This window comes from Streptomyces sp. LZ34 (assembly GCF_053890475.1).
Genome location: NZ_CM132680.1, coordinates 11,047,350 through 11,073,722, shown reverse-complemented (window position 1 = coordinate 11,073,722; position 26,373 = coordinate 11,047,350). Strand labels below are relative to the sequence as shown.

Below are 26,373 nucleotides of genomic sequence, written 5' to 3'. Positions count from 1 at the left end.
GTGAAGGCCCTCGTGTGGAACACCCTCGCCGCCGTGACCGCAGGGTTCATGGCCGTGACCCTGGCCGGCTGTGGGAACAACGGCGGGCCCAGCACGGACAGCTTCACCGTCGGCCTGCTGCTGCCGAGCCGCGAAGTCTCCCGCTACGAGCAGTTCGACCGGCCCCTGATCGAGAAGAGGGTGAAGTCGCTGTGCGCGGAGTGCCGGCTGACGTACGCCAACGCCGGGGACGATGTGACCAGCCAGCGGCGCCAGATGGACTCCATGATCACCAAGGGGGTCGGGACCCTGATCCTCGACGCCGTCGATGTCAAGGCGCTCCGCTCCTCGGTCGCTGAGGCGCACAAGGCGGGTATCCCGGTCGTCGCCTATGACCGGCTCGCCGAGGGCCCGATCTCGGGCTACGCCACCTTCAACGGCGCGACGGTCGGCAAGCTCCAGGGCAAGGCGCTCCTCGATGCCCTGGGCCGCAAGGCGGGCCACAGCCAGATCGTCATGATGAACGGCGATCCGGTCAGTCCCAACGCGGGCTGGTTCAAGAGGGGGACGCTCTCCGTCATCCAAGGGAAGGTGAAGATCGGCAAGTCGTACAACATTCTCGACTACCGGGAGTCCACGGCCCACGAGAACATGTCCGCCGCCATCGCCGCCCTGGGCCCCGGCCGGATCGACGGCGTCCTGGCGGCCAACGACAGCATCGCCGCCGGTGTCGTCTCCGCGCTCAAGGCCGCACGCATCAGGCCGCTGCCGCCCGTCACCGGTCAGGATGCCGACCTCGACGCTGTACGGCGCGTCGTCAAGGGCGATCAGTACATGACCGTCTACAAGCCCTTCAGAGCCGAGGCGGACGCCGCCGCGGCGATGGCAGTCGCTCTGGGGCGCGGCGAGGAGCTCGATGGCATCGCCGGGACGACGGTCGACAGCCCGACCGCCAAGGGCATCCCAGCCGCCCTTCTGACTCCGGTCGCCGTCACGGCCGGCAACATCAAGCAGACCCTCGTCAAGGACGGCGTCTACACCATCGACAAGATCTGTACCCCTGAGCTCCGGCGCGCCTGTGACAAGGCCGGACTCACCCGCTGAGGCTCGGCCTCAGCCGCTCGGACGGGGCTCTTGGAAAGGAGGTGGCCCCCATGCCGGTCGCGCCCCTGCTGGCGCTGCGAGGCGTCTCCAAGCGATTCGGCGGCGTCCAGGCGCTCACGGATGTCGAGCTGCAGATCTGGGCCGGTGAGATCGTGGCCCTCGTGGGCGACAACGGCGCCGGCAAGACCACCCTCGTCAAAGTGATCGCCGGTGTCGGCCCCGCCGACAAGGGCGTCATCAAGTGGGAGGGCCGGGCCGTCGAGATCAAACGGCCCCACGACGCCCAGGAGCTGGGGATCACGGCTGTTTACCAGGACCTTGCCATGTGCGACGGCCTCGACATCGTCGGCAACCTCTTCCTCGGCCGCGAAATCCACAGGCTCGGCGTCCTCGACGAGGTGGAGATGGAACGCCGCGCCCGCGAGCTCATGCGCACCCTGACCGTCCGCATCCCCGATGTGCGGTTGCCCGTCTCCTCCCTGTCCGCAGGCCAGCGGCAGGCCGTCGCGATCACCCGCTCGCTTCTCGGCGCGCCCAAGGTCCTCCTCCTCGACGAGCCCACCGCCGCCCTGGGCGTGGAGCAGACCAGCCGGCTCCTCGACCTCGTCGAGGAGCTGCGCGACCGCGGCCTCGGGATCCTCCTCATCAGCCACAACATGGGAGACATCAAGGCCGTGGCGGACCGAGTCGCCGTGCTGCGCCACGGCCGGAACAACGGCCTGTTCGAGGTGAACACCTCATCCCAGGAACAGATCATTTGCGCCATCACCGGCGCGGCGGACAACGCCGTCGCCCACCGCATGCCGAGCGCGCAGGAGGTATGGCCGTGAGCAGGAGGGAGACAGTCCCGCAAGCACGCCCCGGCGGGTCGGGCGGCGGAACCGAGACCGTGTCCGCCGCCGCCGGCCGGAGCCTCGTTGCGCGGGGGCGGAACATCAGAGAATACGCCGCCGCGGTCTGGGGCAGGCTGCACAGCGGTGAGCGCGGTCCGATCCTGGTCGCCCTCGGCCTCGTCGCGCTCTGGCTCGTCTTCTACGGCCTCAACGACAACTTCCTCTCGCCGCGCAACCTGTCCAACATCAGTGTGGACATCGTGGGTACCGGCCTGGTCGCCGTGGGTATCGTCTTCGTGCTGCTGATCGGCGAGATCGATTTGTCGGTCGGCTCCGTCAGCGGGCTCGCGGGAGCCACGTTCGCCGTGCTCAATGTCAACCTCGGCATGCCGGAATGGCTCGCCGTCATCGTGGCGGTGGTCTCGGGCATGGCCGTGGGAGCCGTCCACGGGTTCTTCTTCGCCAGAGTCGGCATACCGGCGTTCGTCGTCACCCTCGCGGGACTGCTGGCCTGGAACGGCCTGACCCTCCACCTGCTGGGCGCAGGCGGCACCATCAACATCGACGAGGGCGGGCTGGTCGCCGCGCTGACCAGCTACTACTTCGGCGGCATCGGCGCCGCGTACAGTCTGGCGGCGCTCGGCTCGGCCGCGTACTTCCTGGCCTCCTACCGGACCACCAAACGCCGCAGGGCCGCCGGGATGCCGTACCGGCCGCTGGGCGAGACCTTGGTGCGGACTGGCGTCCTGGCGGGGATCGGGTTCGCCGCCGCGTACGTGCTCAACCAGTTCCAGGGCCTGCCGCTCGCCCTTCTGATCTTCCTGGTCGTCCTCGTCGGCTCGGAGTACGTCCTGCGCCGCACCCGCTACGGACGGAAAATCTTCGCGGTGGGCAGTGGTGTGGAAGCGGCCCGCCGCGCCGGCGTCAACGTCATACGGGTGCGGATCTCGATGTTCGTCGTGTCGGGGACGCTGGCCGCGATCGGCGGCCTGTTCGTGGCCTCGGGGCTCACCTCGGCGAGCCCCACGACGGCCCGTGCCGCAGGCTCCGGCATGCTGCTGATCAACGCCGTCGCCGCGGCTGTCATCGGCTGCACCAGCCTGTTCGGCGGGCGTGGCTCGGCATGGTCAGCGCTGCTGGGCGTGCTGGTCATCCAGTCACTCGCCTCGGGCATGGCACTTCTGGGATGGGAGGACTCCGTTCAATTCATGATCACCGGTGGCGTGCTGCTCGCCGCCGTGGCCGCCGACACGCTCGCCCGGCGCTCGCGCGGGGCGCGCGGCCGAGCATGACGATTGGCCATGCCCGATATGACTTCGCTACACTTCCGGCAAATCACCACATTCAGGCAATTCGGACGCACCGTTCGGGAGGGGGCCGCCGGGCCCGCCATCCCCACCGGAGCCCAATGAAGAAGCGCACCCCCGTCATCCATGTGGCCGTGAGCATCGCGATTGCCGCGAGCCTGACCCTTTCCGGCTGCGGCGGCGCGGGGCCGCGATCCTCCGGGGAATCCAGCAAGAGCATCAATGTGCTCACCATCAACGCCCCCCAGATGGAGAACCTGAAGAAGCTCACAAATAGGTACTTCACTGCGAATACCGGTATAACGGTCAATTACACCCTGCTGCCGGAGAATGAAGCGAGGGTGCAGATGAACAAGGAGTTCTCTCGCCAGTCCGGACGGTATGACGTCGCGAGCGTCAGCGCCTACGAAGTGGCGATCTACTCGAAGAACCACTGGCTCGCCCCCTTGAACTCCTACGCGAAGGCGGACCCGTCATTCGACCAGAGCGACATCTTCCCCAGCCTGACCACTGCCGTGAGCGGAGCGGACGGGAAGATCTACGCCGAACCCTTCTTCGGCGAAGGGTCCTTCCTGATGTACCGCAAGGACCTCTTCCGCAAGGCCGAACTGACCATGCCGCGGAACCCCACCTGGACGCAGGTCGCCTCACTCGCGGCCAAAGTCGACGGCTCGGACGGCGCGAAAGGCATCTGCCTGCGCGGTCTGCCCGGCTGGGGACAGAACCTCGCCCCCATCAACACCGTCGTCAACACCTTCGGCGGCGCCTGGTACGACATGAAGTGGAACGCCCAGCTCACCTCGCCGGACTTCAAAAGGGCGATCCGGTTCTACGTCGACCTGCTCCGCAAGCACGGTGAGGCCCATGCCTCGCGCAGCGGAGTCCTGGAAATCCTCGACCAGTTCGTGCAGGGCAACTGCGCCATGATGTACGACGCCACCTCGACGGCCCAGACGGTCGAGGCCGACGGCTCGACCGTCAAGGGCAAGGTCGGCTACGTCCCGGCGCCGCACGACAGGACCAAGAAGGCCGGCTGGCTGTGGACCTGGGCATGGGGCATCCAGAACGCCAGCGAGAAGAAGAAAGCCGCCTGGAAGTTCATCTCCTGGGCCTCCTCCAAGGAGTACCAGAAGCAGATCGGCGACACGCTCGGCTGGCCCCTGGCCCCCGCCGGAACCCGGCAGTCACTCTATGCCAACCCCGACTACCAGAAGGCCGCCGCTGCCTGGTACCGGCAGGAATACGCAGCGGTGAAGAACTCCGCCGATCCAAAGAACCCGGGCGTCAGCCCGCGCCCCTACACGGGTATCTCGTTTGTCGCCATCCCCGAATTCGCCACCCTCGGCACCAAGGTCTCCCAGCACATCGGCTCGGCCATCGCCGGAAAGCAATCGGTGGACGCGGCACTGAAACAGTCCCAGAAGCTCGCGCAAGCGGCGGCGGCGAAGTACCGCACCCGCTGACCCGGAACGACGGCACGGCGCCGACGAGCTCAAGCCTGAAGGGTGTCAATATTCCGATCAGGCTGCTGAGCCTTCGGCAAACGCGCTTGCCCGGGGGCTTTGCGGGTGCCGCGGGTGCGGCGGCCCGCAGAAGGCGACTACTCTCAGGATGACACTCCGTAGCAGGTGGCGATCGCGGCGGCGCGGTTGCGCAGGGAGTCGCGCAACCACTGCGGGGCCAGGGCCTCCGCGTTCGTGGCGAGCTGCCACAGCGCCCATTCGGCGTGTCTCGGATCTTGGAAGCTCACCTCCAGCCGCAGCCAGCCGTCTGCGTCGGTTTCTTCGGCGCGGACGGCCAGCGCGGTGCCCACCAGGTCCTCCCGCCGCGCCGGGTTCATCCGTACCAGCACGGTGACTTGGTCGCCGCCGGTCCGAAACTGCGTGCTGCGTTCCTGCCAGGCCCGGTCCAGATCGACCCGGTCTGGTCGCTGTGCGGGTTCGGGGAGTTCCTCGGCGGCCAAGACCCGGGACAGTCGGTAGGTGCGGTCCGCGCCAGACCTCGTGGCCAGCAAGTAGCCCTGGTCGCGTACGGTGACCAGGCCGATCGGGTCCACCGTGCGCCACTTCGGGGCCTGGTCCGCAGCCGCGTAGTGGATGCGCAGCTTGTGTCCGGCGAACACCGCGCGCCGGACCTCGGCCACGATGGTGTCGGGCACCTCCTCAGCGACCAGCCTGCGCGAGAGGAGGTCGGTCTCCGGGTCGATGAGCAATCGCTGAGCCGCGCCGGCCGCAGTGGCCCGATAGCTTTCGGGTAGCGCGTCAACCACCTTGCGCATGGCCGAAGCGAGCGCCGAGCCGAGGCCGAATGCGTGCGCGCCGCGCCGTGATCCGGCTACCAGCAGGGCAAGTGCCTCGTCGTGGTTCAGTCCGGTGAGCTCGGTCTGGAAACCGGGCAGCAACGCGAAACCGCCGTGCCGACCGCGTTCGGCGTAGACCGGGACGCCGGCCGCGGACAGCGCCTCGATGTCGCGCAGCACGGTGCGGGTGGATACCTCCAGCTCGCGGGCCAGTGTGGCCGCGGACAGCCGACCGTGCTGCCGCAGCAACAGCACCAGCGATACCAACCGGTCGGCGCGCATACGAAAACTCTACAGGAATACACGACACACGATGTCGTGATTCGTTGGGAGGCTTACCAGCACGACAAAGACCCATCGCACACGAGAGGTGACCCACATGGCACACGCCATTGTCAATCCGGACGGTTTGCACGACCCGGTCCCGTTCGGCTACAGCCACACCGCCACCGTCCCCGCAGGTACGGAACTGGTGCTTATCGCGGGTCAGTACGGATCGGGCCCAGACGGCGCGGTCGTCTCGACCGACTTCACCGAGCAGGTGAAGCAGACGTTCCGCAACATCGGCGTCGCTCTTGCCGCCCATGGGCTCGACCTCAGCCACGTCGTCCAGCTCAGGACGTATGTGGTGAACCATGACGTCAGCAAGCTTGGACCAATCGCCGGGGCCGTGCAGGAGGGTTGGGGTACGAAACCGCCCACGCAAACCCTCATCGGTGTCGCGAGCCTGGCTGCGCCTGACGTGCTGTTCGAGGTCGAGGCCCTCGCCGCCCGACCCTGACTCGTCGCCGCCCGCATCCGGGCTGTTCAACCCGACGCGGGCGGCGGTTCAGTAACGCGGTGGCGTAGCGATGTGAACGGGCGCCATCGGACACGAATCCCTGCCCACCTGCGGCAATGACTTTTCGGGCGGCACACTTGCACGGTATCCACAGGGCACCGTCACGGCATGGCACAACCGTCTCCCCCGCACTTATCGCCTCGACATGGGGAATCCCCAGGTCAGGACTCTGTGCGACCCGGGTGTTGTCAGTGCCCGGTCGGGAAGGTGAGGGCCTGTTGGGAGGCGGTCGGTGGTGCGAACAGCGCCTGGACGGTTTCGGTGGCCAGGTCGCGCAGCCAGGTGTGGGCGCGGTCGTCGTCGTAGCGCTGGTGCCACAGTAGGTACAGCGGGACGTCGGGCATCTGGAGTGGCAGCGGCAGCGTGATCAGGCCGAGCTGGTCCCGGGCCGGGCGGGTGACCGCGTCGGGGAGGGTGACCACCAGGTCGGTGTCGAGGGCGAGTCGCAGCGCGAAGGCGGCGGTGGGCCCGGCGGCTGCGACGCGGCGTTCATGGCCGAGCGTGGTCAGGGCGTCGTCGATCGGGTCGCGCAGGCGTCCGCGCCGCGAGACAGTGAGGTGTTCGGCGGCCGCGTAGCGCTCGATGCTCAGGGGGCCTTCGGTGAGCGGGTGGCCGGGGCGGACGGCGACGACGAGCCGGTCCCTGCCGACGAGGCGGTGGCGGATGTCGGGGAGCGTCGGCCGGCTGGAGCTGGTTTCGAGGTCGACCTCGCCCCGGCGCAGCTCGGGGGTGTCCGTGCCGGGTTCGGCGGGCAGGCGCAGCTGGACGCCGGGGGCCTGGCGGCGGGCGGCGGCGATGAGGGCCGTACCGCAGGCGGCGGCCGCCCCCGAAACCCTGACCACCCCGCCCACCGTCTATGTCTCGGGCAACGACGAACACGCGAAAAAGACCGTCACCGGCCTGCTCGGCGACCTGGGCTGGCAGCCCGCATGGATCGAGGACCTCGGCGACATCACCACAGCCCGCGCCACCGAGGCCATGATCCTGGTGGTTCCCCATATCCTGCGCCGACACGGCTTCCAGCCCTTCGCCGTCTCCCTCGCCCGCTGACCACATCCGGGGCCGGCACCATGGAGCGGGAGCCGGCCCCGGATGAGGAGACAACGTGCTGAGATCGGCGCCACCGCTCCACACACCGACAACTGCGGCCGACCCATCAGCTGAACTCCATCACGAGCAGCCCCGGCGACAGGCACACCGCCTCCTGTACATCAGGGAAGGTGCGGATCAGTCTCCGGTGTAGAGGCGGTCCAGGTCGACGAGTTGGACAGTGGGGTCGCGGTGGGCGAGGTCGCGCAGGTCGCTGGTGAAGCCGGCGCCGCTGAAGCACAGCAGCCGTGTCCGTTCGGCGTGCACACCGTCCCGGGCGCGCAGCAGGGTGCGGATGCGGTCGAGGCGTTGCAGGTGGCCCAGGCCCATGGTCTCGTTCCACTTGGCTTCGCCGATGGCGAGCAGGACCTCGCGGCCGTCCTCGTCACGGCCAAAGGTTGCGAGGTCGACTTCGTGGGTGGTCTTGGCGGCCGGGTCCGGGACGGTGCCGGACTCCACGCCGGTGCGGCGTCCACCGAGGGTGTCGGGGCCGGCGTACCAGCGGGTCCAGGTGCGGCAGAGCTGTTCGAAGTGGGGGCCGATGACCTTGCTGCGGAACGTGGCCTGCGAGCGTTCCCATACGGCGGGTGCCTGGCCGGGGCGCTCCAGGTCGCTCCATTCCGGGCGCATCAGCGCGTGGTAGAAGGTCAGGATGGGTTCGGCGATTCGGTAGGCGGAGCGTTTGCCGTGGAAGGCGTCCGGCTCGCGGACGATCATGCCGGTGTCTTCCAGCACTGTCAGCGCGTGGCTGAGGTCGGTGGACTTGCGTTCCAGGAAGCCGGCGATGCCGCCGCGGGTGTGGTTGCCCTGGGCGATGGCAGCGAGCACGCCGTGGTAGAGGGCGGTGTCCCGCAGGTCGGGCTCCTCGGTCAGCAGGAACCGGGCTTCCCGGAACAGCGGGCGCCCCGGGTTGAGGACGTTGCGAAGGACCCACGGGCCGAAGTCGTCCAGACTCGCGGGCGTGTCGCCGAGGACGAACTCGCGCCGGTAGGCGGGGGTTCCACCGACCACGGAGTTGACCAGGAGCGCCAGTTGGGGATCGTCGGTCAGCTCCCAGAAACGGGCGGCCAGGCGATAGTCCAGGGTAGGCACCACCAGTTCCAGGCTGACCCGGCCGCGCAAGGGGGCAGTGCCGGCGAGCAGGCTCCCCATGAACGACAGTGCCGAGCCGCACAGCAGCAGACGTACCGGACCGCTCTCGTGCCGGGCCTGGGGCCCCAGGGCCCGCTGCAGCAACGAGGGCAGTTCCGGCGAAGCGTCTCTGGAACTCTTAAGGATCCTGGGTTATCGCGTGGCCCCGAGGGGTGGAAGCGGTAACGAGCGCGGACGAGTCCGAGCCGATCCTTGGGTAGAGCCCGCATGCGGCGTCACTGGCTGTGACGCGTTGCCGACATCTGGACTGCGCCCGGCCCTTCCGGGTCGGGCGCACCCTGGGATTGCCGCCCCGCCGGACGCTGGGCCGGTCACCTCGGCGAAGCCGTGGCGCCGACGGCGGGGACCGCGCGCATTTCAAGCACGCGGCGGGTATGCCAGGTAGAACGACAGGCGACTCATATGGTTACGCCCTGACCTTCCCTCAGCATCATTGAGCTTTCTGAAGCGAATCACTGTACTGCTGAGCACCCTTCGCCAGGAAAGGGAACTCGTCCAGCACCACTACCAGGGGCGCGCCACCGGGCCCCGCCAGGCCCATCAGCTCGGAGACCGCCTCGTCCCAGTGCGCGAACCGGTAAGGCGCCCGGCGTCCTTCAAACCGTGCCAGCGCTGCTCCGAACTGGCGCAGCGACTCCGCCTCGGTCGCCTCGCTCGCCGCGAAGAAGAAGCCTCCTGCCGCCCGGCAGAGCCCATCCAGCAGGAACGTCTTGCCCTGACGCCGCCGGCCTGAGACCACTCCAAGCGTCGCTTCCGCCCCCGATACACTCATCATTGCCAGATCGAGGCCACGCCCCCGTCGGGGTGGATGTCCGGCCGCGATGTCCGCTGACCTTGCTCTGGTGCGGTTAGGGTGCGCGACATGGCCCGTACTCGGCTGTACGGCGACGGCACTCTGGTCGAGGAGGACTTCCCGGTCCGGGACATCCGGCACCCTGTCGGATTCACGGACTGGACCAGCGACTGGCAGCTTTACCTGCCCAGTGCGGCATTCCTCTACGACTTGGTCGGCTTCAGCGTGAGGTGGCTGCGCGCCCCAGCCGCCGACCAGTGGCCCGGTTCATCCGGCACCCACGGCCCGTACGGATCGCACGTGACCTGGAGCGGTGCGCACGAACAATAGGGCGCGGTGAAAGTACGATCATGCAATGGCTGACATGACCGAAACCACGCCCGGTTGGCTGAGTCCGGACAATCTCGAACAGGCGCGCGCGCAGATGCCGATCCTGTACGTCGAGGCCGTGCCCGTGCGAGTCGACGACAGCGGCGAAGTCACCAGCATCGGACTGCTGCTCCGCATCGGACCGGACGGGGCGGTCAGCCGCACCCTCGTCTCGGGCCGGGTGCTGCACCACGAACGGGTCCGGGACGCCCTCCTGCGCCACCTGGAGAAGGACCTGGGGCCGGTGGCACTGCCCCGGGTCCCGGCCTCGCTGCAACCCTTCACGGTCGCCGAGTACTTCCCGACACAAGGGATCACGCCGTTCCACGATCCCCGCCAGCACGCGGTGGCCCTTGCGTATGTCGTCCCGGTGACCGGTGACTGCCGCCCCCGCCAGGACGCCCTGGACCTGGTCTGGTTCAGCCCGCAAGAGGCCGCGTCACCGCTGGTACAGAACGAAATGCCGGGCGGCCAGGGGGCCCTGCTCAAGCAGGCACTCGCCCACGTGGGCTGCCTGTCCTGACGGGGACGCCTGCCGCAGACACCCACCCGTCGCTTCGCGCCGCCGACGGGCACGCGTGTTTCCATGACACCCGCGCCCGATCGGCGTGCCGACCAGGGCTGGCTAAGGGGGCCGGCGTGGTCAGCGGTGGCCACCGGCATTCACTGGTCGGCAACTCTTCCAGCCGACGGTCCTGGCGGATGTGCGCGACGATGCACGGGAGAACCCGCGCTGGGGCTGCCGCAGAATCCAGGGCGAGCTCGCCCGGCTGGGCCACAGGATCGGTGCCTCCACCGTCTGGAAGATCCTGACGGCAGCTGGCGTCGACCCGGCTCCCCGCCGCACGGGGGCCGACATGGCGCGAGGACGGCCCAGCAGGCCCGCAACCTCGCCTTCGACGAGGGCGTGCGCCTGGAGTCACTACACTTCTTGATCCGCGACCGGGACAGCAAATAAACCGAATCCTTCGACGCGGTCTTCGAAGCCGAGGGCATCGAAACCCTGAAGACCGCCCCACGGTCTCCGCGGATGAACGCACACTGCGAGAGAGCCATCGGGACACTGCGGCGTGAACTCCTCGATCACGTGCTGATCTGGCACGAGACCCACGCTCGGCACGTCCTCGACGTTTACGCCTGGTACTACAACGGCCATCGCCCCCATCAGGCCCGAGGGCAACGTCCGCCCTTCACCGACAGCCAGGATCAAGCCCCGGCCCAAGTCGGCCTGTAGTGCGTAGGCACCAGGACACATGAGTGGCTGGTCCGGGTGCACCAGGGGAAGACGGCGGCGGGAGACGATGCCCGGCGGGGCGCCGGAGGGAAGTGTTGGAGGCGCGTGAATCTCACGCATTCCCCTTACCTAGCGGTGTCTGGAGTGATCAACAGGTGGCGACATTTCTATGCCGCACCTGCGCAAGGCGCAACCGATCGTGCGCCAGTACTGCGCGGAGATCGGCGTGCCGTACCACGAAACCGGGCTGGTCCGGTCCTGGGCCGAGGCGCTCGGCCCCCTGCACCGGGTCGGCGCCCCGCTACGACACGGCGCGCACAAGCAGGTCCACGCACTTGCTCGCAACCAACGATGAAAAGGACCTCTATGTCCGAAGCTGTGGTTTCCCCGGTCCGCATCGGAAGGCTGTCGATCGGTGCCCTCGGCATCTTGGCACTCGCCCTCGGCACCCTGCAGTCAGTGGTGGAGCCTGCGCTCCCGCTGCTGCAACGTGAGCTGGGGGTCAGTCCTGCCGAAGGGGCATTGGTCGCCAACACATTACTCATCACCGGTGCGGTCGTCACACCCGTCGCAGGCAAACTCGGCGACCGCTACGGCGGAAAGCGGGTGCTGGTCGGGCTGATGGCCGTGGTCTCGGCCGGTGGTCTGTTGGCCAGCCTGGCGCCGAACCTGCCGGTGTTGTTGCTCGGTCAGGTATTGCAGGGCGTCATGGTGGGTGCGCTGCCACTCTCCTTCATCCTGGTGCGCAAACACCTCCCGACAGGAGAGTCACAGGTCGCGATCGGGCTGGTCATCGCGCTGTTCACGGGCGGCGGCATGGTGGGAACGCTGATTGCCGGGCCGCTCGCGGAAAGACTGTCCTGGCATTGGATGTTCGCGCTACCGACGATCGCGATCATCGCGACGACGTTGGTCGTGACTCGGCTGATGCCGCATGATCCGCCGATCGCATCGGACAACAGGATCGACTGGCCTGGCGTGGTTCTGCTGAGCGGCACGTTGCTCGTGTTCATGCTCGGGCTCGTGAAGGTGACGGGCGACGGCCTGCCGCCACTCGTGGTCGGTGCCATCGCGGTGGTCGTGGCCGCCCTCGCGACCGGATGGGTCGTCGTCGAGCGCCGGGCAGCCTCGCCGATGGTCGATCTACGAATGCTGGCAAAGCCTGCAATGTGGCATTCGTGCGTGCTCACCTTCGTCATAACCACCAGTTCCGGGATGGTGCTCTTTCTGCTCCCGCAGTTGTTCGCGGTATCGGCCGACGGGTACGGCTTCGGGGCCAGCACTACCGACATCGGACTGTTCCTGCTGCCCGGCGCCATCGCCGGGGCGGTAAGCGATTCGGCCGGCGGGATCGCGGCGCGGCGTTTCGGTCCACGTGCTGTGGTCATCGTGGGCGCCGTCGTCACGGCGGCCACGATGATCGCCCTGGCGTCTCTGCACACCGCGGCATGGCAGCTCGTCCTCGCGAAGGTGCTGACCGCGTTCGCCACGGGCGTCGGTACCACGGCGTTGCTCGCCAGCACCGCCACCGCCGTCGAGACCAGGGACACCGGCATCGCCACCAGCCTGCTCGTGGTGACACGCGTGATCGGCGTCGCCCTGGGCGCCCAGGTCGGCGGCGCGATCCTCGACGCCGGGACCGGCCCGATGACGGGCCAGCCGACCGAATCGGCCTTCGTCACAGGTTTCGCCATCTCCGGCCTCGTCGCCGCACTGTCACTGCTCGTTGTCCGTATCACGAAGAAAAAAGGAGCCCAGGCATGACACCCACCGGTCTGTCGATGGACGTGAGTACTGCCGCGCAGCGCAAAGTCCTGATCTCCGGGGCCAGTATCTCCGGACCCGCGCTGGCGTACTGGCTGCACCGGTCCGGATTCGCGGTCACAGTGGTGGAGAAGGCAGGCGCACTGCGCGACGGTGGTTACCCGATCGACGTCCGCGGTACCGCGATAGAGGTGGTCCGGCGGATGGGGATACTGCCACAGCTGCAGGACGCGCACATCAACTCGCGTCGCTGCACTTTCCTCAACGCCGATGGCAGTGAAGTGGCTTCGCTCAACCCGCGCGCCGTTGCCGGCAGTGTCGAGGGACAGGACCTCGAGGTGCGTCGTGGGGATCTGGCCACGATCCTCTACGCGATAGTTCGCGACGATGTGGAATTCCTGTTCGACGACTCCATCGACACCCTCGACCAGTCCGAACAAGGGGTCGACGTTACTTTCCACAGTGGGCAACGGCGCACGTTCGACCTGGTAGTCGGCGCCGACGGTATGCACTCGCATACCCGGGAGTCCCTGTTCGGCCCCGAAGAACAGTTCCACCGCTACCTCGGCTACTGCTTCGCCATATTCACCATGCCGAACACCTTCGGGCTCTCCCGCGAGCTCATGTTGTGGAACACTCCGGGGAAAGCCGCGGCCCTCTACGCCGTCGGGGACAGCGACGAACTGCACGCCTTCCTGAATTTTCACCAACCAGAACCGCCGTTCGATGCCCTCCGGAACCCCGACGCCCAGCGGGACCTGGTCGCCACGATCTTCGCAGGCGCGGGATGGGAGGTCCCTGGCATGGTCAACGCCATGCGCGACGCGGATGACCTGTTCTTCGACACGGCCGGTCAGATCCGCATGCCCCACTGGTCCAGCGGCCGCGTCGCGCTCGTCGGCGACGCCGCGTACGCACCCTCGTTCCTTACCGGACAAGGCTCAAGCCTCGCGCTGGTCGGTGCCTACATGCTCGCCAACGCCCTAGCCACGAACCGGGACCACACTGCGGCCTTCGCCGCCTACGAACGCGACGTTCGCGAGTTCGTAGCCATGAATCAGGCACTGGTCGACAACGGTGCGGCCACGCTCTTCCCCACCACGGTGCGGGCCCTGGAGCAACGCAACACCATGCTGCGTGACCTCGTCACCATGCCCTCCGCGACAGCACGACCTGCCCACTCAGCCCTTACCCTGCCCGAATTCGCCCCGATGCCGTGACCTGATACACCAGGTCGCAGCGGCGCAGGAACGCCTGCCGGCGAAGGTTGATGTCCGGGCCGGTCAGGCCGGTGGCGGAGGACCGGAGCCAGACCGGCGGCGGGTCACCGTCGCCGGGCAGGTGGTCGACCTGGAGGCGGATCAGCGTGCCCTCGATGACGGGGAGTTCGCCGGTGTGGTCGATCCATGCGGAGCGGTGCCAGAGGCTGGGATGGATGTGGTCCCAGCTCATGGCACGGGCCAGGCCGTGGCGTTCGGTGTCCTGCACCGTCGCCGTTTCCGGATCTCCCCAGGTCTCCTGCTTGGCCAGGCGGAACTCCGGCCCGTGCTCGGGGGTCCGCCCGCCCTGCCGCAACGCGGTGGTGCGGGTTGCGGGCCGGCGCATCACCCGGTCCGAGCGCGGCCGTCCCGGCACGAGCCGTCCGTTGGCGGCCCTCGGCTGCGGCAGTGCCGCCAACAACCGGCGCAGGCGAGAAGTGTTGACGTTCCCGCAGTTCAGCGCGTACGTCCACAAACGCCGATGTCTCCGCGCCAGGCAGCAGCGGGGTGTGCGCGGCCAGCCGCGTGGAGCCGCCGAAGGGCTCCCGGTGTCGGACTACGACAGGCGGTCGGTGCCGCCGTCGGGGGCGGCGTGGGCCAGGCCCGTCCGGTAGGCGATGACGACGAGTTGCGCCCGGTCGCGGGCCTCCAGCTTCGTCATGGCGCGCTGCACGTGGGCGCGGACGGTGAAGGGGCTGAGGAACATCCGCTCGGCGATCTCCTGGTTGGACAGGCCGGTCGCGACCAGAGCCACCATCTCGCGTTCGCGCGGGGTGAGCACGGCGAGCTGTTCGGGGTGGTGCGGCGGGGCGTCGTCCGGTGTGGCCAGGAAACGGGCGACCAAGGAGCGGGTCGCGGCGGGGGACAGAAGAGTGTCGCCGTCGGCGATCGTACGCACGGCGTCCAGCAGGTCCTCGGCCCCGATGCCCTTGCCGATGAAGCCGCCGGCCCCCGCGCGCAGCGCCTGAGCGACGTACTCGTCGGTCTCGTACGTGGTGAGGATCAGGATGCGGCTGGCCCGCAGTTCCGGGTCAGCGCAGATCTCCGACGTGGCGGTGAGACCGTCCACTTCGGGCATACGGATGTCCATGATCACCACGTCCGGGCGCAGCTCCCGGGTGAGTCTCACCGCCTCCCTGCCGTCGGCGGCCTCGCCGACCACGGTGATGTCGTCGGCGGAATCGAGAAGCAGCCGGAAGGCACCGCGCAGCAGGGCTTGATCGTCGGCGAGCAGCACCCGGAGCGTCACGGCGCATCCCCGGCCTCTCCGTCGCCCGTCCGTCCGTCGCCTGTCGCTCCGTCGGCCATCCGCCCCTCGATGGTTGTTGCTCCGTCAGTCCTCCGCGCCGTGTCCTTGGCGGGCGGGAGGGGCAGCTGGGTGGAGACGAGGAAGCCGCCCTCCGGGCGCCTGCCCGCGGAGAGGTGTCCCCCGACCGCGGTGGCACGTTCACGCATCCCGATCAGACCGTAACCGGGCGGACGGTCCGGCACCGTGGACGCGCTCGGTCCCGTGGATGCGGTCGGCGCCGTACGGGCGCCCCTTCCGTCGTCGGCGACGGCGATGGTCACGCGATCGCGGTTCCAGGCGAGGCGCACCCGGGCGCTACCGGTACCGGCGTGCTTGGTCACGTTGGTCAGGGCCTCCTGGATGATGCGGTAGGCGGTGAGGTCCACTCCCGGCGGCAGCGGCCTGGCCGTGCCCTCCTGGTGCACCGACACCTCCAGACCCGCGCGGCGGAAGGACTCGAGGAGCGTGGGAAGTTGGGTGAGACCGGGCGCCGGTTCGGCGGGCGCGGCCGCGTCCCCGGACTGACGCAGCAGACCGACCGTGGCCCGCAGTTCGTCGAGCGCGTGGCCGGTGGTTTCGACGAGCTCCTTCAGGCTCTTGCGGGTCTGCTCCGGGCGGGCGTCGAAGAGGTGGGCGGCGACCGTGGCCTGCGCGTTGGCCAGGGTGATCTGATGGGCCACGAGGTCGTGCAGTTCCCGGGCGATGCGCACCCGTTCCTCGGCCACTCTCCGGCGCGCCTCGCTGTCCCGGCTCTTCTCGGCCCGCTGGGCCCGCTCCTCCACGGCCGCCAGGTAGGCCCGTCGGTTCTGCACCGAGTGACCGAGTACGCCGGCCACCAGCGGGAACGCCGCCACCGCTCCCACTCTGCTCGCGTCCTGCCACGAGAGGTCCCCGAACAAGGGGGTGGAGGCGACCAGCAGCGCCGCGGAGGTGAGCGACACCGCGATCGCCGCGCGCCGTTCGGTGCGCGCGGTGAGCGAGTAGGAGTAGGCGGTGATCACGGCGGGGGCCACGATGGGCGGGCTCAGCAGGAGGCCCAAGGGCGGCACCAGCACGCCGCTCGCGGTCGTGACCGCCATGGTGGCCAGGGGCGCCCGGTGCCGCGCCGGCAGCACGGCACCGGACACCACGGCGATGAAGTAGGCGGCGGCAGGCGGCGGTGACAGGGCGCTGCCGTCGTCCTGCAGCATGCCGCCGAGCAGACAGAGCGCGAACGCCGTCGCCGTGATCGCTCCCTCCCGCCACCACGCGCCGTGTGGTCGCGGGCCATCGCCACCTGTGTTCGTCATGGCCGGCTCAGTGCTTGTGCCGGCCGACGGGGAGCCGCGGCACCACTGGGTCCGGCTCGGTCGCGGAGGCCGGGACGTGCCTGCTCAGTTTCTCGCCCTCGATATCCACATTCGGCAGCACGCGGTTCAGGATACGGGGCAGCCACCAGGCCCGGTGGCCGAGCAGTGCCAGGACCGCGGGTGCGATCGCCATCCGGACCACGAAGGCGTCGAAGGCGACGGCGGAGGCCAGGCCGACGCCCATCGTCTGGATGGTCGGGCTGCTCATCCCGATGAATCCGGCGAACACGCTGATCATGATGATCGCCGCCGCGGCCACCACACGTCCGCTGTGCCGGAAACCGTTGACGATTGCCTCGCCGGGGGACGCGCCATGGACGTAGGCCTCCCGCATCCGGGTGAGGAGGAAGACCTCGTAATCCATGGCGAGGCCGAACACTATTCCGATGATGAGAATCGGCATCAGCGACATGACCGGTCCGGTCTGCTCGATGCCGACCAGGTCTGCCGCCCAGCCCCACTGGAAGACGGCGACGAGGACGCCGAAGGCGGCACCCACCGACAGCAGGAAGCCGAGCGCGGCCTTGACCGGGACCAGGACCGAGCGGAAGACCACCATCAGCAGGAGCACCGCCAAGCCGATGACCACGGTCAGATAGGGGATGAGGGCGTCGGACATGGCTTCGGAAATGTCGATGTTCAGCGCGGTGGTGCCGGTCACCAGGATGCCGGCGCCCGTGTCGGCCTCGACGCCGGAGACCGCGCTCCGGATCGCGTGCACCAGGTCCTTGGTCTCGCCGCTGTTCGGCGCGGTCTGCGGGACGGCGGTGAGGACGGCCGTGTCCTTGGTTCGGCTGAGAACCGGATCACCGACCGACGCGACCCCGTCCACTCCCCGTACGGTCTTGACGACCAGGTCCGTGGTGGCCCGGGTGTCCCCGGACTCCGACGTGTCCACGACCACGGTCAACGGGCCGTTGAAGCCGGGGCCGAAGCCTTCTGACAGCAGGTCGTAGGCACGGCGCTGGGTGGTCTCCACCGGCTTGGACTCGTCTCCGGGCAGCCCGAGTTCGAGGCTCAGCGCCGGTAGGGCGACGGCGCCGAGACCGAGTCCGGCGATCAGCAGCACGGTCACCGGCCGGCGCAGCACGAACCGCGCCCAGCGGGTGCCGAGCCCAGGCCGGCCGGCCGGCCGCGGTGGGCACCGGGTGCGGGCGCTCGCTTCCCGATCGGCGATACGAGGGTGCCTTGCGTACGGCGCGGGACAGTACCCTTCCCCAAGCTCTCGGCTTCGCTCGAGCAGGGGATACCCCATTGCCGAAGAAGCCGAACAGCGCGGGGACCAGGGTCAGCGCGACGAGTACGGCAAGGGCCACGGCGCCCGCGCCGCCCATGCCCATCTTGGTGAGTTCGGGGATTCCGACGCCCCCCAGCCCGACCAGGGCGATGAAGACGGTCGCGCCGGCGAAGACGACGGCGGATCCGGCCGTGCCCACCGCCCGGCCGGCGGCCTCCTCCGGCTCGCTGCCCTGGGCGCGCTCGTCGCGGAAGCGGGAGGTGATGAAGAGTGCGTAGTCGATGCCGACCGCCAGCCCCAGCATCAGCGCCAGGATGGCGACGGTGGACGTCAGGCCCAGCGGTACGGCCAGCGCGGTGACCAGGCCGAAGGCGATGGCCACGCCCAAGAGGGCGGTCAGCAGCGACAATCCGGCCGCGACCAGCGACCCGAGGGTGAGGACCAGCACCACCGCCGCCACCGCCACGCCGATGATCTCCGTCGTACCGCCCGGTTCCTCTTCCGAATCCAGGGCCGAGCCGCCGATCTCCACGGTCAGCCCCGCGTCCCGGGCCTGGCTCGCGGCGTCCTCGAGGGCGCTCTTCGTCTGCTCGGTCAGGTCGACGGCGTCCGCGGTGTAGGTGATCGTGGAGTAGGCGATGGTGCCGTCCTCGCTGACAGCGCCGGTCTCATAGGGGTCGGTGGCCGACGCGACCTGGCCGCCCCCGTCCAGCGAGCCGAGCGTGTCCTCGACGGCCGCCTTGTTCTCCCTGGCCGTCACCCGCTGCCCGTCCGGAGCCTGGAACACCAAGCGGGCCTCGGCACCCTGGGAGTTGCTCTGGGGGAAGCGCTCGTCCAGCAGGTCGAACGCCTTCTGCGACTCGGTGCCGGGCATGGAGAGGTCCTCTTCCTCCCCGGCCGGCGCCATGGCGGCGGCGGCGATGGCCAGCACCAGGGCACCCAGCCACAGACCACCCACGAGCCTGCGCCGCCGGAAGGCCCACCGTCCGATCCGGTAAAGAAATGTCGCCACCTGTTGATCACTCCAGACACCGCTAGGCAAGGGGAATGCGTGAGATTCACGCGCCTCCAACACTTCCCTCCGGCGCCCCGCCGGGCATCGTCTCCCGCCGCCGTCTTCCCCTGGTGCACCCGGACCAGCCACTCATGTGTCCTGGTGCCTACGCACTACAGGCCGACTTGGGCCGGGGCGGGGCTTGACGTAACCGGCCCGTGAACCGAGCACCCGGAATCGTGGCGGCGGTGCCGGCCCGAGCTACGCGGTCGTCGCCGACATGTACAGGTGGGAGCGGGCCCCGTTGGCGTGGGTGAGCGCGAGGAACGTGTCGTCGTCGGCCGCCGCACCCGTCCCGCGTACGTCGGTCTGCGCGTACACCCGCACCACCGCGCCGAACAGGACGAGCGCCTGGTCGACCACATGGCTGCCCAGGTCGTACAGGAGACCTCCGAGTTCGCCGTCCGCGATCAAGCGTCGCAGGGTCAGGAAGTCGCTGTCCCATTGGCGGTTCGCCGACCGGGCGCCCGCGCTCGCAGCCGGTGCGGGAGTGGCGCTGCGCCGCCGGTTCTCCGCCTCGGAGTTCCTGGACGACGTTGCGCTTGCCGGAAATCCCATCCGGGCAGGTCATACGGCATGTCGGTAGTCACAGCCAGGTAGCCCAGCCGCAGCAGCACGGTCGACCATCATTCCGCGACGATCGGCAGCCACGCGAGGGCATGGATTCGAGCGACCTCCAACGAGGTTCTCTGCACAACCCACACCGCCTCCCACCAGGGCGGATGGGGTTTTCGGCGGGCGCAACGCCAGACCCGCCCCGAGCAGCGGCACTGAGTTTCCGAACGGCACAGGCCCCCGGCCCTGGCGGGACGGCCGATATCGGCGGAGGTGTCTGCGCCGTAGAGAATCCCGCGTTCTGAGCTCCAGAATCATGGCCAACCGGGTGCCTGATTGCGCCCGGTTGGTAGCGTCACTGACATGGATCCAGACCGTGTGCTCGAAGCGTTTCGTCGGGAATCCGGGGCGCTCACTGATGCTGTGTCAGGACTGTCCGAGGCTGAGTGGAACCTCCCGACACGCTGCACCCCCTGGACTGTACGCGACCTGCTCGGGCACGTGTGCGTCGTGATCGATTGGCTTCCGGGGATGCTGGATGCGCCGGCGCCGAGTGCGGCCAAGGTTTCCGCGGCGGAGTACTACCGCCCGGACGACCGGTTTTCGCCCCGAACCAACAGTGCCCGGATCACACTGGCTCAGGACCGGGCAGCAGAGTCGGCTGGCGGTGCCTCCTTTGCCAACGATTTCGCCGCGATCTGGCGGCGAGTCGACCGGCTGTGCCGGGTCCAGCCGGCCAGCCGCACCGTGCGGACGCGTCATGGTGACGCCATGCTCTTGTCGGAGTTTCTGCTCACCCGAGTCGTTGAAGTCACCGTCCACGGCCTCGACCTGGCTGATGCGCTCGGGCGCGAACCCTGGCTCACCTCGTCGGCCGGTGACGTCGTGCTGGAGCTGCTTCTCGGCGCAGAGCAGATGGCGGCGGGGGACAAATTGGGTTGGAGCCAGCCGCATTTCCTGCGCAGAGCCACCGGCCGCGAGCCGTTGGACGAATCAGAGACCGCGCAGATCGAACAGCTCGGCATCCGATGGCTCGCCCTGGGCTGACACCTGTGCTGGGCCGCAACTCTCCAAGAAGATCGCCAAGCTGCCGGGCGTCTCTCCGGGTAGCCTCTACAACCACATCCCGGACCTGAAGGAGTTGCGCGCGGGCGCCATTCCCCGCCGGCTCGCAGGGCCCACGGAGTAGGCACCAGCAAGGTCAGTCTCACCGGCTTTTCCTGTACCTCAATCCGGGCCGGCTCGGACACGAGCGTCGCCGACTGGGAACACAGCTCTGCTCCTTGCCGAAGTCGGCCTGGGCCACGCCGTCGTCCCCGCCGTACCGGGTCTCCCGACGCCTGGCAACGGCGGCCCTCTGCGTCTCATCCCCATTCCGGCGCTGCCGCCGCTGTCGGTCGGCTGGGCCGCACGCCGCTGGGACGCCCTTCCCCCGCTCGCTCAAACCTTTGCCGACACGGTCGCCGCGATGTGCACGAAGACACTTGATCCTCCCGGGAGTACGGGCCGGCCTCCGCGTCGGGTAGCCGCATCTCAACCAGGGCCGGCTGCAACACGCTGGATTGGCAGAGAAGTCGTTGTCCATCGCCTGGTCATGGTCGTGATGCCGGCCGTGACGGCGGCACTGCTCGACCTTCCGCTCAGCTGGGCCGGAGCCGCAGCGGGCATTGCATTTTCGGCTGTCGCCATGGGGTCTGGACCGCCGATGGCCGGTGAAGCCTGGATGTTTCTGACCGGCAGCCGCTATCTCACGAAAAGCCCGCAGGGTCGATACTCCGTTGATCAGGCCCAACACGTGTTCCGCCTCGAAATCCCGGCCTTGCTGATCACTCTGGTGTGACTCGGCCGGACGCCCGCCGAATCGGTTGGAGCCGATCGCCCTGTCGTTCCACATCGTTCCCCTCCGCCTTCGCATGCACTCGGTAGCGTCAGAGCATGAGCATCGAGGTTGAGATCGTCCGCGAGGCAAGCGACGAGCTGGTTGGAGCAGTCGCTCGCCCGCTCCCCCAGCTTTCGATCACGGCTGGCCCGGTCGACCTATGCTGGTCCGGCTCGCCGGCCAGGGCCCCTTTTCACGGGCCCCGGCGGCGTGCTGATGTGCCCGGACGATCGTGGAGCCGACCGCGGCGACCCAGTCCAGGTCGCCCTCGGCGTCGGCCTGGGCGAGCAGGGCGGTAAAGACCCTCTCCCATGTGCCGCCGGTGGCCCAGACCCGCAGCCGGTTATGGACGCCTTTCCACGACCCGAAGTGCTCGGGCAGGTCCATCCACGGAGTCCCGGCAGCAACGGCTCGATGCGCGCCACTGGGCATCAGCCAACGACACACGTCAACCAACGGATCAGATGATCCTCAGTAAACGGCCTAGCTCAACCGGACGGCGTGACCGAGGACCACACGCCGAACCACTGCTCGGCGCCGTACTCCTCGAACCGCTCCACCTCGGTGAACCCCAGCTTCGCCGCGAGGCGCATCGCGCGGTCGTTGGCGGTCTGGGTGCAGAGCACCACCGGCTCGCTGGGAAGCGCGTCGGCGCACCAGCCGAGTACCGCTGCGCACGCCTCGGCGGCGTACCCGCATCCCCACGCCTCCGGCAGGAACATATAGCCGAGCTCGGCCTCTCCGGCATCCGGAAGGACATGACCCGGACGCTCTGCGTCGCGCCGATCGAGCGTGATCATGCCGATCATCGCTCCGTCGAGATCGATCACGAAAGGGCCGGGGCGCCGCCCGGGCACCTCAGGCATCGCGCGTTCGAGCTCATCACACGGTCGAGGTCCACCGATGTAGGTGCCCACCTCTGGCGAGGCGAACAGCTCGATGAACGCCGCACGGTCCCGGGCCTCGGATTCGCGGAGCACGAGCCGTTCGGTCCTGATCGGGGCAGGTGGCCAGGCGCCGGGCCCGAGTCCAGTCATGGCGGGCAACGTATCGCACGCCCGTGAGAGTGATCCGAAAGAGACGGCCCAGCTGCGTCCCGGCGTGTACCTCCTCCCGCGTGGTGAACGTCCGAACCGACTGGCTGAGTTGGGCCGGGCAGCGACGCGGGCGGCGGGATGCGGGGGCCCATGGAGGTCCTCCTCGGCACCGGGCCTGACGGTGGATCAACAGGCCGTCGGTGGCGCATGATGGAGGCGCCCGTCCCGTCAGAAGCGAGGTGCCGCGTCCCGATGAAGCGCAAAACCAGAATCCTCCTGGCGGGCCTGGCTTCCATGGGCGGCGTCGTCGCCGGCGCGGGCCTGCTGCACAACCGCCGGCCTGATCGCAGGGAACGCCTCCACGTCACGGTCTTCAGCGAGCCCGGCTACATGGGCCGCAACAAGAGGCTGACCTGGACCGGCGGCGAGCGCGAGGTCGTCCCGCTCACCCGGGTACAGCTGCCGCGCATTGGCTCGATCAGGCTGGAGCGGCTCGTGTACCGCTTCCAGCCCGGGGTGCGGCTACCGAACCTGTACATCCTGTGGCACGCCCTCACCGAGCGCCCGGACCGCACGGACCCCGAGGGCGGCGTGGCCAGCTTCATCGCCATGCACCAGCTCGCCGGCATGTTCTCGGTGGGCTGGTGGGAGCCGGTCCGCGAGTCCGAGGCGCGGTCGGGAGTGCGGCTCTGGGCCGCGCGCCCCGGCTGTCCGCTGCCCGCGCACGACGAGGGGGACCTTTCCGGTAAGGCGGCTCCCGGCAAAGCGGCGGCTTCCGGCGAGGCGGCCGCTCCCGGCGCCCAGCCCTGGCACGACGTCCTGGCCAACACGCCCGACCTCGGCTCCTGGAGCACCCACACCCGCTACCTCGAACTCGGCTACCACGACGGGAGCGGCCCCCGCAGCTGACCGGCCGCCTGCCTGCCTGCTCCACCCCGCCCCCGCGCCGCCGCGTCAGTGGTCGGCGACGTGGGCGGTCAGACGGGTGATGCGGTCCGCACGCTGATCCAAAAGAGAAGCCCTAATGGTGTGCTCGACGACAGCGAAGACGTACAGGCGCGCCCCGTCAGCGTGCGGACTTCGAAGAGATCGCAGGCGAGAATGGCCTCGGCCTGGCTGCGGAGGGTCGCGTCCCTGCCCTCCCTGATCCCCCGCTACGGCCGGGTCAAGGTCCTCCCGATCACACCGAGCACGCTGTTGGCCTGGCACCGCAAGCTCATCGCCCACCGACGGGACTACTCCCGACGACGCCGCGGTCCCGGACGGCCGCCCACGCAAGCCGCCCTCAAGAAGCTCGTGCTGCGCCTCGCCCACGAGAACAGCCGATGGGGCCATCGCCGGATCCAGGGCGAACTGGCCCGGCTCGGACACCCGATCGCCGCCTCGGCCGTCTGGCAGATTCTCCACGCCGCAGGCATCGATCCCGCACCCCGCCGCGCTGGTCCGACCTGGCGCGAGGTCCTCTCAGCGCAGGCTACCGGGCTGATCGCCTGCGACTTCCTCCACATCGATACCATCGGGCTGCAACGCCTGTACGCCCTGGTCTTCCTCGAGCACCACACTCGGCTCCTGCACATCACCGGCGTCACCGCACACCCAACCGCGACCTGGGCCGACCTCGGTCCACGCGCCGACCATGCATCGACCAGCCCCAGAGTCCCGCGCACTCGCATCCTCGACGGCACGATCAACGAGTACAGATATGCCGCCTGACCAGCGGCGATGATTATTCGAGCCCCACACCACATCCGTTCAGTCCGGTCGGGCAACGAGGACTTCCACACCTTTGCTCTGCAGCGAGTCGAGATCCGGCTCCGGGATGTCGGCATCGACGATGACGAGGTCGAAGGCGGTGACGGGCGCGAGTTGGTACAGCCCACGTCGTCGGAACTTGGTGTGGTCGACCAGGAGGACTCTGCGGTCGCATGCCTCCATCAAGGCTCGCTTGACCGCCACTGTCTCCTGGGACTGGTGGTAGCAGTGACCGCGGGTGATGGCGGTCGTGGAGGCGAACAGGATGTCAGCGTGCAGGGTGCTGACCGCGTCGACGGTCCGGATACCGAGAAAGGCGTCGTAGGCCGGGTAGTACAAGCCGCCCAGTGATATCAGATCGATTCCGGCGCTGCCGGCGAGAAGCTGGGTGACGGGCACGAAGTTGGTGATGACTGTCAGCGGTGCCCGCTGCGGGAGCAGTCCGACGAGGGCAAGGGCGGACGTACTGTCGTCGATGACGAGGGACTGACCCGGTTTGACGAAGGTCAGCGCGGCACGCGCGAGCATGCTCTTCTGCGCCACCATGGCTTGGGTGCGATGCCGGACGTCACCGTGGAATGCCGTCGATGGCTGTGCGGTTGCCCCGCCACGCACCTTTCTGAGCCATCCCTTGCCCTGTAGGTAGTCGAGGTCGCGACGGATGGTCATCGGGGTGACGCCAAACTCGTCCGCGAGTTGCTCGATGCGGACGAAGCCTTCGTCGACAACGCGTGTCTTGATCCGCTCCCGCCTGTCGCTCGGCCCCCGTCCGCCTTCGTCGGCGGCCGGGTGTTCGCTTGCCTCCATGAGACCCCCTGTTCGATCGATGTGAAGAGAACATCCTCGTGCGCTCCGGACTTCACCTGCCGACTGCCTGACTTCCACCTGGAGAGAAGCTGTGACAGCCGGACATGCCCTGTGTTCCCCCTGGGGAGTGTGGTACGCCGCTGTTCAGCCACGCAAGGTAATCAAACACTTCAGGTGATCGAACTGCCAGCAACTCATGTTCGTTTCAGGCTGCCTGTTGACACCTCCGATGACCGTCACGTTACTTGTGCGCTACGTCTTTGTGCGTTGTGGCATAGCTACCGGTTCGCGGCCCCGGAACAAGGAGTGGAACATGAGGAGAACGGCCCATGGTGCTCTCATCGGCGTCGTCGCCCTGAGCGTCCTCACCGCATGCGCTGAGGAACCTACCAAGGCCGTCCAGGGGAAGGCCACGACGGGCAAGGTCGCGTTCCTGATGCCCGACCTCGCCTCCACCCGCTACGAGCAGTACGACGCTCCGTTGTTCAAGAAGCGCATGGCCGAGCTGTGCTCGGGCTGCAAGGTGATCTACCAGAATGCCAACAGCGACGCCTCGCTTCAGCAACAGCAGGCGAACTCCGCCGTGACTCAGGGCGCGAGGGTGATAGTCCTCGACCCGGTCGACTCGACCGCGGCGGCGACGATCGTGCGGACGGCGCAGTCCCAGGGTGTCAAGGTGGTCGCCTACGACCGACCTATAGTCGCGAAGCCGGCGGACTTCTACGTCTCGTTCGACAACGAGGCGATCGGCGCGTCGATCGGGCAGTCACTGATCGATCACCTGAAGGCGACCGGGGCCAAGGGTGGCCTGCTCGAGGTCAACGGGTCTCCCACCGACGCCGCCGCCGGGCTGATCAAGAAGGGCATCCACAAGGCCGTCGATGACAGCGGGTTCGATCTGCTCGCCGAGTACGACGCGCCGAAGTGGTCGCCGGAGAAGGCACAGCAGTGGGTGAGCGGCCAGATCGCACAGTACAAGGGCCGGATCGCCGGCGTGGTGGCGGCCAACGACGGCACCAGCGGGGGCACGATCGCCGCGTTCAAGGCGGCGGATGTGCAGGTCCCGCCGGTCACGGGCAACGACGCCGAGCTGGCGGCGGTGCAGCGCATCATCGCGGGGAGCCAATACAACACTATCTCCAAGCCGATCAAGACCGTCGCCGGGGCCGCCGCGAACGTCGCCTACGAGCTCATGCAAGGGAAGAAGCCGAAGGCCGACACCACGCTGTTCGACACGCCTTCCCAGCTGTTCCAGCCGACCGTCGTGACGCAGGAGAACCTCAAGAAGGTCATCTTCGGCCCCGACGGAGTGCTCAAGACCAAGGACGTGTGCACCCGGCAGTACGCCGCCGACTGCCGCCGACTGGGCATCAAGTAGCGGTCTTCGCCTTG

At 68.5% G+C, this 26,373-nt stretch carries 21 protein-coding genes and 9 pseudogenes; 18 read left to right on the top strand and 12 right to left on the bottom strand.

What is annotated here, in order from left to right:
* The 4 genes from ACWY4P_RS47740 (at position 1) to ACWY4P_RS47725 (ending at position 4,686) form a co-directional block, all read left to right on the top strand.
* Positions 1 to 1,083 carry a sugar ABC transporter substrate-binding protein gene (locus ACWY4P_RS47740; protein WP_456207047.1) on the top strand — a complete coding sequence of 361 codons (1,083 nt, stop codon included), beginning with the start codon at positions 1 to 3 and terminating at the stop codon, positions 1,081 to 1,083.
* Positions 1,084 to 1,133: 50 nt separating this feature from the next.
* Positions 1,134 to 1,913 (top strand): ATP-binding cassette domain-containing protein, encoded by a 780-nt coding sequence (locus ACWY4P_RS47735; RefSeq protein ID WP_456207046.1) that lies wholly within the window; start codon positions 1,134 to 1,136, stop codon positions 1,911 to 1,913.
* The gene (locus ACWY4P_RS47730) at positions 1,904 to 3,208 is read left to right on the top strand and encodes a sugar ABC transporter permease (RefSeq protein WP_456207045.1); all 1,305 of its coding nucleotides are present in this window, start codon (positions 1,904 to 1,906) and stop codon (positions 3,206 to 3,208) included. The genes ACWY4P_RS47735 and ACWY4P_RS47730 overlap by 10 nt, the downstream gene beginning before the upstream one ends.
* 116 nt (positions 3,209 to 3,324) lie before the next feature.
* The gene (locus tag ACWY4P_RS47725; RefSeq protein WP_456213298.1) at positions 3,325 to 4,686 is read left to right on the top strand and encodes an ABC transporter substrate-binding protein; all 1,362 of its coding nucleotides are present in this window, start codon (positions 3,325 to 3,327) and stop codon (positions 4,684 to 4,686) included.
* Between the two features lie 143 nt (positions 4,687 to 4,829).
* Here ACWY4P_RS47725 and ACWY4P_RS47720 read toward each other — a convergent pair whose 3' ends face one another.
* Positions 4,830 to 5,804 carry a helix-turn-helix transcriptional regulator gene (locus ACWY4P_RS47720; protein ID WP_456207044.1) on the bottom strand — a complete coding sequence of 325 codons (975 nt, stop codon included), beginning with the start codon at positions 5,802 to 5,804 and terminating at the stop codon, positions 4,830 to 4,832.
* 97 nt (positions 5,805 to 5,901) lie between these two features.
* On the opposite strand from ACWY4P_RS47720, the gene ACWY4P_RS47715 reads away from it, so the two are divergent.
* Positions 5,902 to 6,303 carry a RidA family protein gene (locus ACWY4P_RS47715; protein WP_431047157.1) on the top strand — a complete coding sequence of 134 codons (402 nt, stop codon included), beginning with the start codon at positions 5,902 to 5,904 and terminating at the stop codon, positions 6,301 to 6,303.
* A 248-nt stretch (positions 6,304 to 6,551) separates the two neighbouring features.
* Here ACWY4P_RS47715 and ACWY4P_RS47710 read toward each other — a convergent pair.
* A pseudogene (locus tag ACWY4P_RS47710) lies at positions 6,552 to 7,181 on the bottom strand (LysR substrate-binding domain-containing protein); the annotation flags it as partial.
* 4 nt (positions 7,182 to 7,185) lie between these two features.
* On the opposite strand from ACWY4P_RS47710, the pseudogene ACWY4P_RS47705 reads away from it, so the two are divergent.
* Positions 7,186 to 7,413 (top strand): annotated as a pseudogene (locus ACWY4P_RS47705) (NADPH-dependent F420 reductase); the annotation flags it as partial.
* 177 nt (positions 7,414 to 7,590) lie between these two features.
* On the opposite strand, the gene ACWY4P_RS47700 reads toward ACWY4P_RS47705, so the two are convergent.
* Both ACWY4P_RS47700 and ACWY4P_RS47695 read right to left on the bottom strand, forming a co-directional pair.
* Positions 7,591 to 8,688: an AAA family ATPase gene (locus ACWY4P_RS47700; protein ID WP_456207043.1), complete on the bottom strand. Its 1,098-nt coding sequence runs from the start codon at positions 8,686 to 8,688 to the stop codon at positions 7,591 to 7,593.
* Between the two features lie 346 nt (positions 8,689 to 9,034).
* The gene (locus tag ACWY4P_RS47695) at positions 9,035 to 9,379 is read right to left on the bottom strand and encodes a hypothetical protein (protein ID WP_456207042.1); all 345 of its coding nucleotides are present in this window, start codon (positions 9,377 to 9,379) and stop codon (positions 9,035 to 9,037) included.
* An 87-nt stretch (positions 9,380 to 9,466) separates the two neighbouring features.
* On the opposite strand from ACWY4P_RS47695, the gene ACWY4P_RS47690 reads away from it, so the two are divergent.
* The 6 genes and pseudogenes from ACWY4P_RS47690 (at position 9,467) to ACWY4P_RS47665 (ending at position 13,984) form a co-directional block, all read left to right on the top strand.
* Positions 9,467 to 9,727 (top strand): hypothetical protein, encoded by a 261-nt coding sequence (locus tag ACWY4P_RS47690; protein ID WP_456207041.1) that lies wholly within the window; start codon positions 9,467 to 9,469, stop codon positions 9,725 to 9,727.
* Positions 9,728 to 9,761: 34 nt separating this feature from the next.
* The gene (locus ACWY4P_RS47685; RefSeq protein WP_456213297.1) at positions 9,762 to 10,289 is read left to right on the top strand and encodes an NUDIX hydrolase family protein; all 528 of its coding nucleotides are present in this window, start codon (positions 9,762 to 9,764) and stop codon (positions 10,287 to 10,289) included.
* Between the two features lie 193 nt (positions 10,290 to 10,482).
* Positions 10,483 to 10,970: pseudogene (locus ACWY4P_RS47680) on the top strand (integrase core domain-containing protein); the annotation flags it as partial.
* 202 nt (positions 10,971 to 11,172) lie between these two features.
* A pseudogene (locus tag ACWY4P_RS47675) lies at positions 11,173 to 11,355 on the top strand (hypothetical protein); the annotation flags it as partial.
* A gap of 11 nt (positions 11,356 to 11,366) precedes the next feature.
* A complete protein-coding gene (locus ACWY4P_RS47670) occupies positions 11,367 to 12,764 on the top strand; it encodes an MFS transporter (RefSeq protein WP_456207040.1) in 1,398 nt (465 codons plus the stop codon).
* On the top strand, positions 12,761 to 13,984 hold the full coding sequence (locus ACWY4P_RS47665; RefSeq protein WP_456207039.1) for an FAD-dependent monooxygenase: 1,224 nt from the start codon (positions 12,761 to 12,763) through the stop codon (positions 13,982 to 13,984). Before ACWY4P_RS47670 ends, ACWY4P_RS47665 begins: the two co-directional genes overlap by 4 nt.
* Positions 13,985 to 13,994: 10 nt before the next feature.
* On the opposite strand, the pseudogene ACWY4P_RS47660 reads toward ACWY4P_RS47665, so the two are convergent.
* The 5 genes and pseudogenes from ACWY4P_RS47660 to ACWY4P_RS47640 form a co-directional block, all read right to left on the bottom strand.
* A pseudogene (locus ACWY4P_RS47660) lies at positions 13,995 to 14,456 on the bottom strand (NF041680 family putative transposase); the annotation flags it as partial.
* 123 nt (positions 14,457 to 14,579) lie between these two features.
* Entirely contained in the window at positions 14,580 to 15,272 is a 693-nt protein-coding gene (locus ACWY4P_RS47655) for a response regulator (protein WP_456207038.1), read from the bottom strand.
* Entirely contained in the window at positions 15,269 to 16,600 is a 1,332-nt protein-coding gene (locus ACWY4P_RS47650; RefSeq protein ID WP_456207037.1) for a sensor histidine kinase, read from the bottom strand. The genes ACWY4P_RS47655 and ACWY4P_RS47650 overlap by 4 nt, the downstream gene beginning before the upstream one ends.
* A gap of 7 nt (positions 16,601 to 16,607) precedes the next feature.
* Positions 16,608 to 18,909 (bottom strand): annotated as a pseudogene (locus ACWY4P_RS47645) (MMPL family transporter).
* Between the two features lie 150 nt (positions 18,910 to 19,059).
* Positions 19,060 to 19,404 (bottom strand): annotated as a pseudogene (locus ACWY4P_RS47640) (Gfo/Idh/MocA family protein); the annotation flags it as partial.
* A 465-nt stretch (positions 19,405 to 19,869) separates the two neighbouring features.
* On the opposite strand from ACWY4P_RS47640, the gene ACWY4P_RS47635 reads away from it, so the two are divergent.
* The 3 genes and pseudogenes from ACWY4P_RS47635 (at position 19,870) to ACWY4P_RS47625 (ending at position 21,346) form a co-directional block, all read left to right on the top strand.
* Positions 19,870 to 20,553 carry a maleylpyruvate isomerase family mycothiol-dependent enzyme gene (locus ACWY4P_RS47635; RefSeq protein WP_456207036.1) on the top strand — a complete coding sequence of 228 codons (684 nt, stop codon included), beginning with the start codon at positions 19,870 to 19,872 and terminating at the stop codon, positions 20,551 to 20,553.
* A 192-nt stretch (positions 20,554 to 20,745) separates the two neighbouring features.
* Positions 20,746 to 20,980 (top strand): annotated as a pseudogene (locus ACWY4P_RS47630) (LysR family transcriptional regulator); the annotation flags it as partial.
* A gap of 120 nt (positions 20,981 to 21,100) precedes the next feature.
* The gene (locus ACWY4P_RS47625; protein ID WP_456207035.1) at positions 21,101 to 21,346 is read left to right on the top strand and encodes a hypothetical protein; all 246 of its coding nucleotides are present in this window, start codon (positions 21,101 to 21,103) and stop codon (positions 21,344 to 21,346) included.
* 177 nt (positions 21,347 to 21,523) lie between these two features.
* Here ACWY4P_RS47625 and ACWY4P_RS47620 read toward each other — a convergent pair whose 3' ends face one another.
* Both ACWY4P_RS47620 and ACWY4P_RS47615 read right to left on the bottom strand, forming a co-directional pair.
* Positions 21,524 to 21,772 carry a hypothetical protein gene (locus ACWY4P_RS47620; protein WP_456207034.1) on the bottom strand — a complete coding sequence of 83 codons (249 nt, stop codon included), beginning with the start codon at positions 21,770 to 21,772 and terminating at the stop codon, positions 21,524 to 21,526.
* A 101-nt stretch (positions 21,773 to 21,873) separates the two neighbouring features.
* Entirely contained in the window at positions 21,874 to 22,422 is a 549-nt protein-coding gene (locus tag ACWY4P_RS47615; protein ID WP_456207033.1) for a GNAT family N-acetyltransferase, read from the bottom strand.
* Between the two features lie 252 nt (positions 22,423 to 22,674).
* Between ACWY4P_RS47615 and ACWY4P_RS47610 the strand changes: the two genes are divergently transcribed.
* On the top strand, positions 22,675 to 23,331 hold the full coding sequence (locus ACWY4P_RS47610; RefSeq protein ID WP_456207032.1) for a hypothetical protein: 657 nt from the start codon (positions 22,675 to 22,677) through the stop codon (positions 23,329 to 23,331).
* A gap of 192 nt (positions 23,332 to 23,523) precedes the next feature.
* A pseudogene (locus ACWY4P_RS47605) lies at positions 23,524 to 24,057 on the top strand (integrase); the annotation flags it as partial.
* A 117-nt stretch (positions 24,058 to 24,174) separates the two neighbouring features.
* Here the strand turns inward: ACWY4P_RS47605 and ACWY4P_RS47600 are convergent.
* Positions 24,175 to 24,981: a DeoR/GlpR family DNA-binding transcription regulator gene (locus ACWY4P_RS47600; RefSeq protein ID WP_456207031.1), complete on the bottom strand. Its 807-nt coding sequence runs from the start codon at positions 24,979 to 24,981 to the stop codon at positions 24,175 to 24,177.
* Between the two features lie 313 nt (positions 24,982 to 25,294).
* Between ACWY4P_RS47600 and ACWY4P_RS47595 the strand changes: the two genes are divergently transcribed.
* Positions 25,295 to 26,359 (top strand): ABC transporter substrate-binding protein, encoded by a 1,065-nt coding sequence (locus tag ACWY4P_RS47595; protein WP_456207030.1) that lies wholly within the window; start codon positions 25,295 to 25,297, stop codon positions 26,357 to 26,359.
* Positions 26,360 to 26,373: the final 14 nt, after the last annotated feature.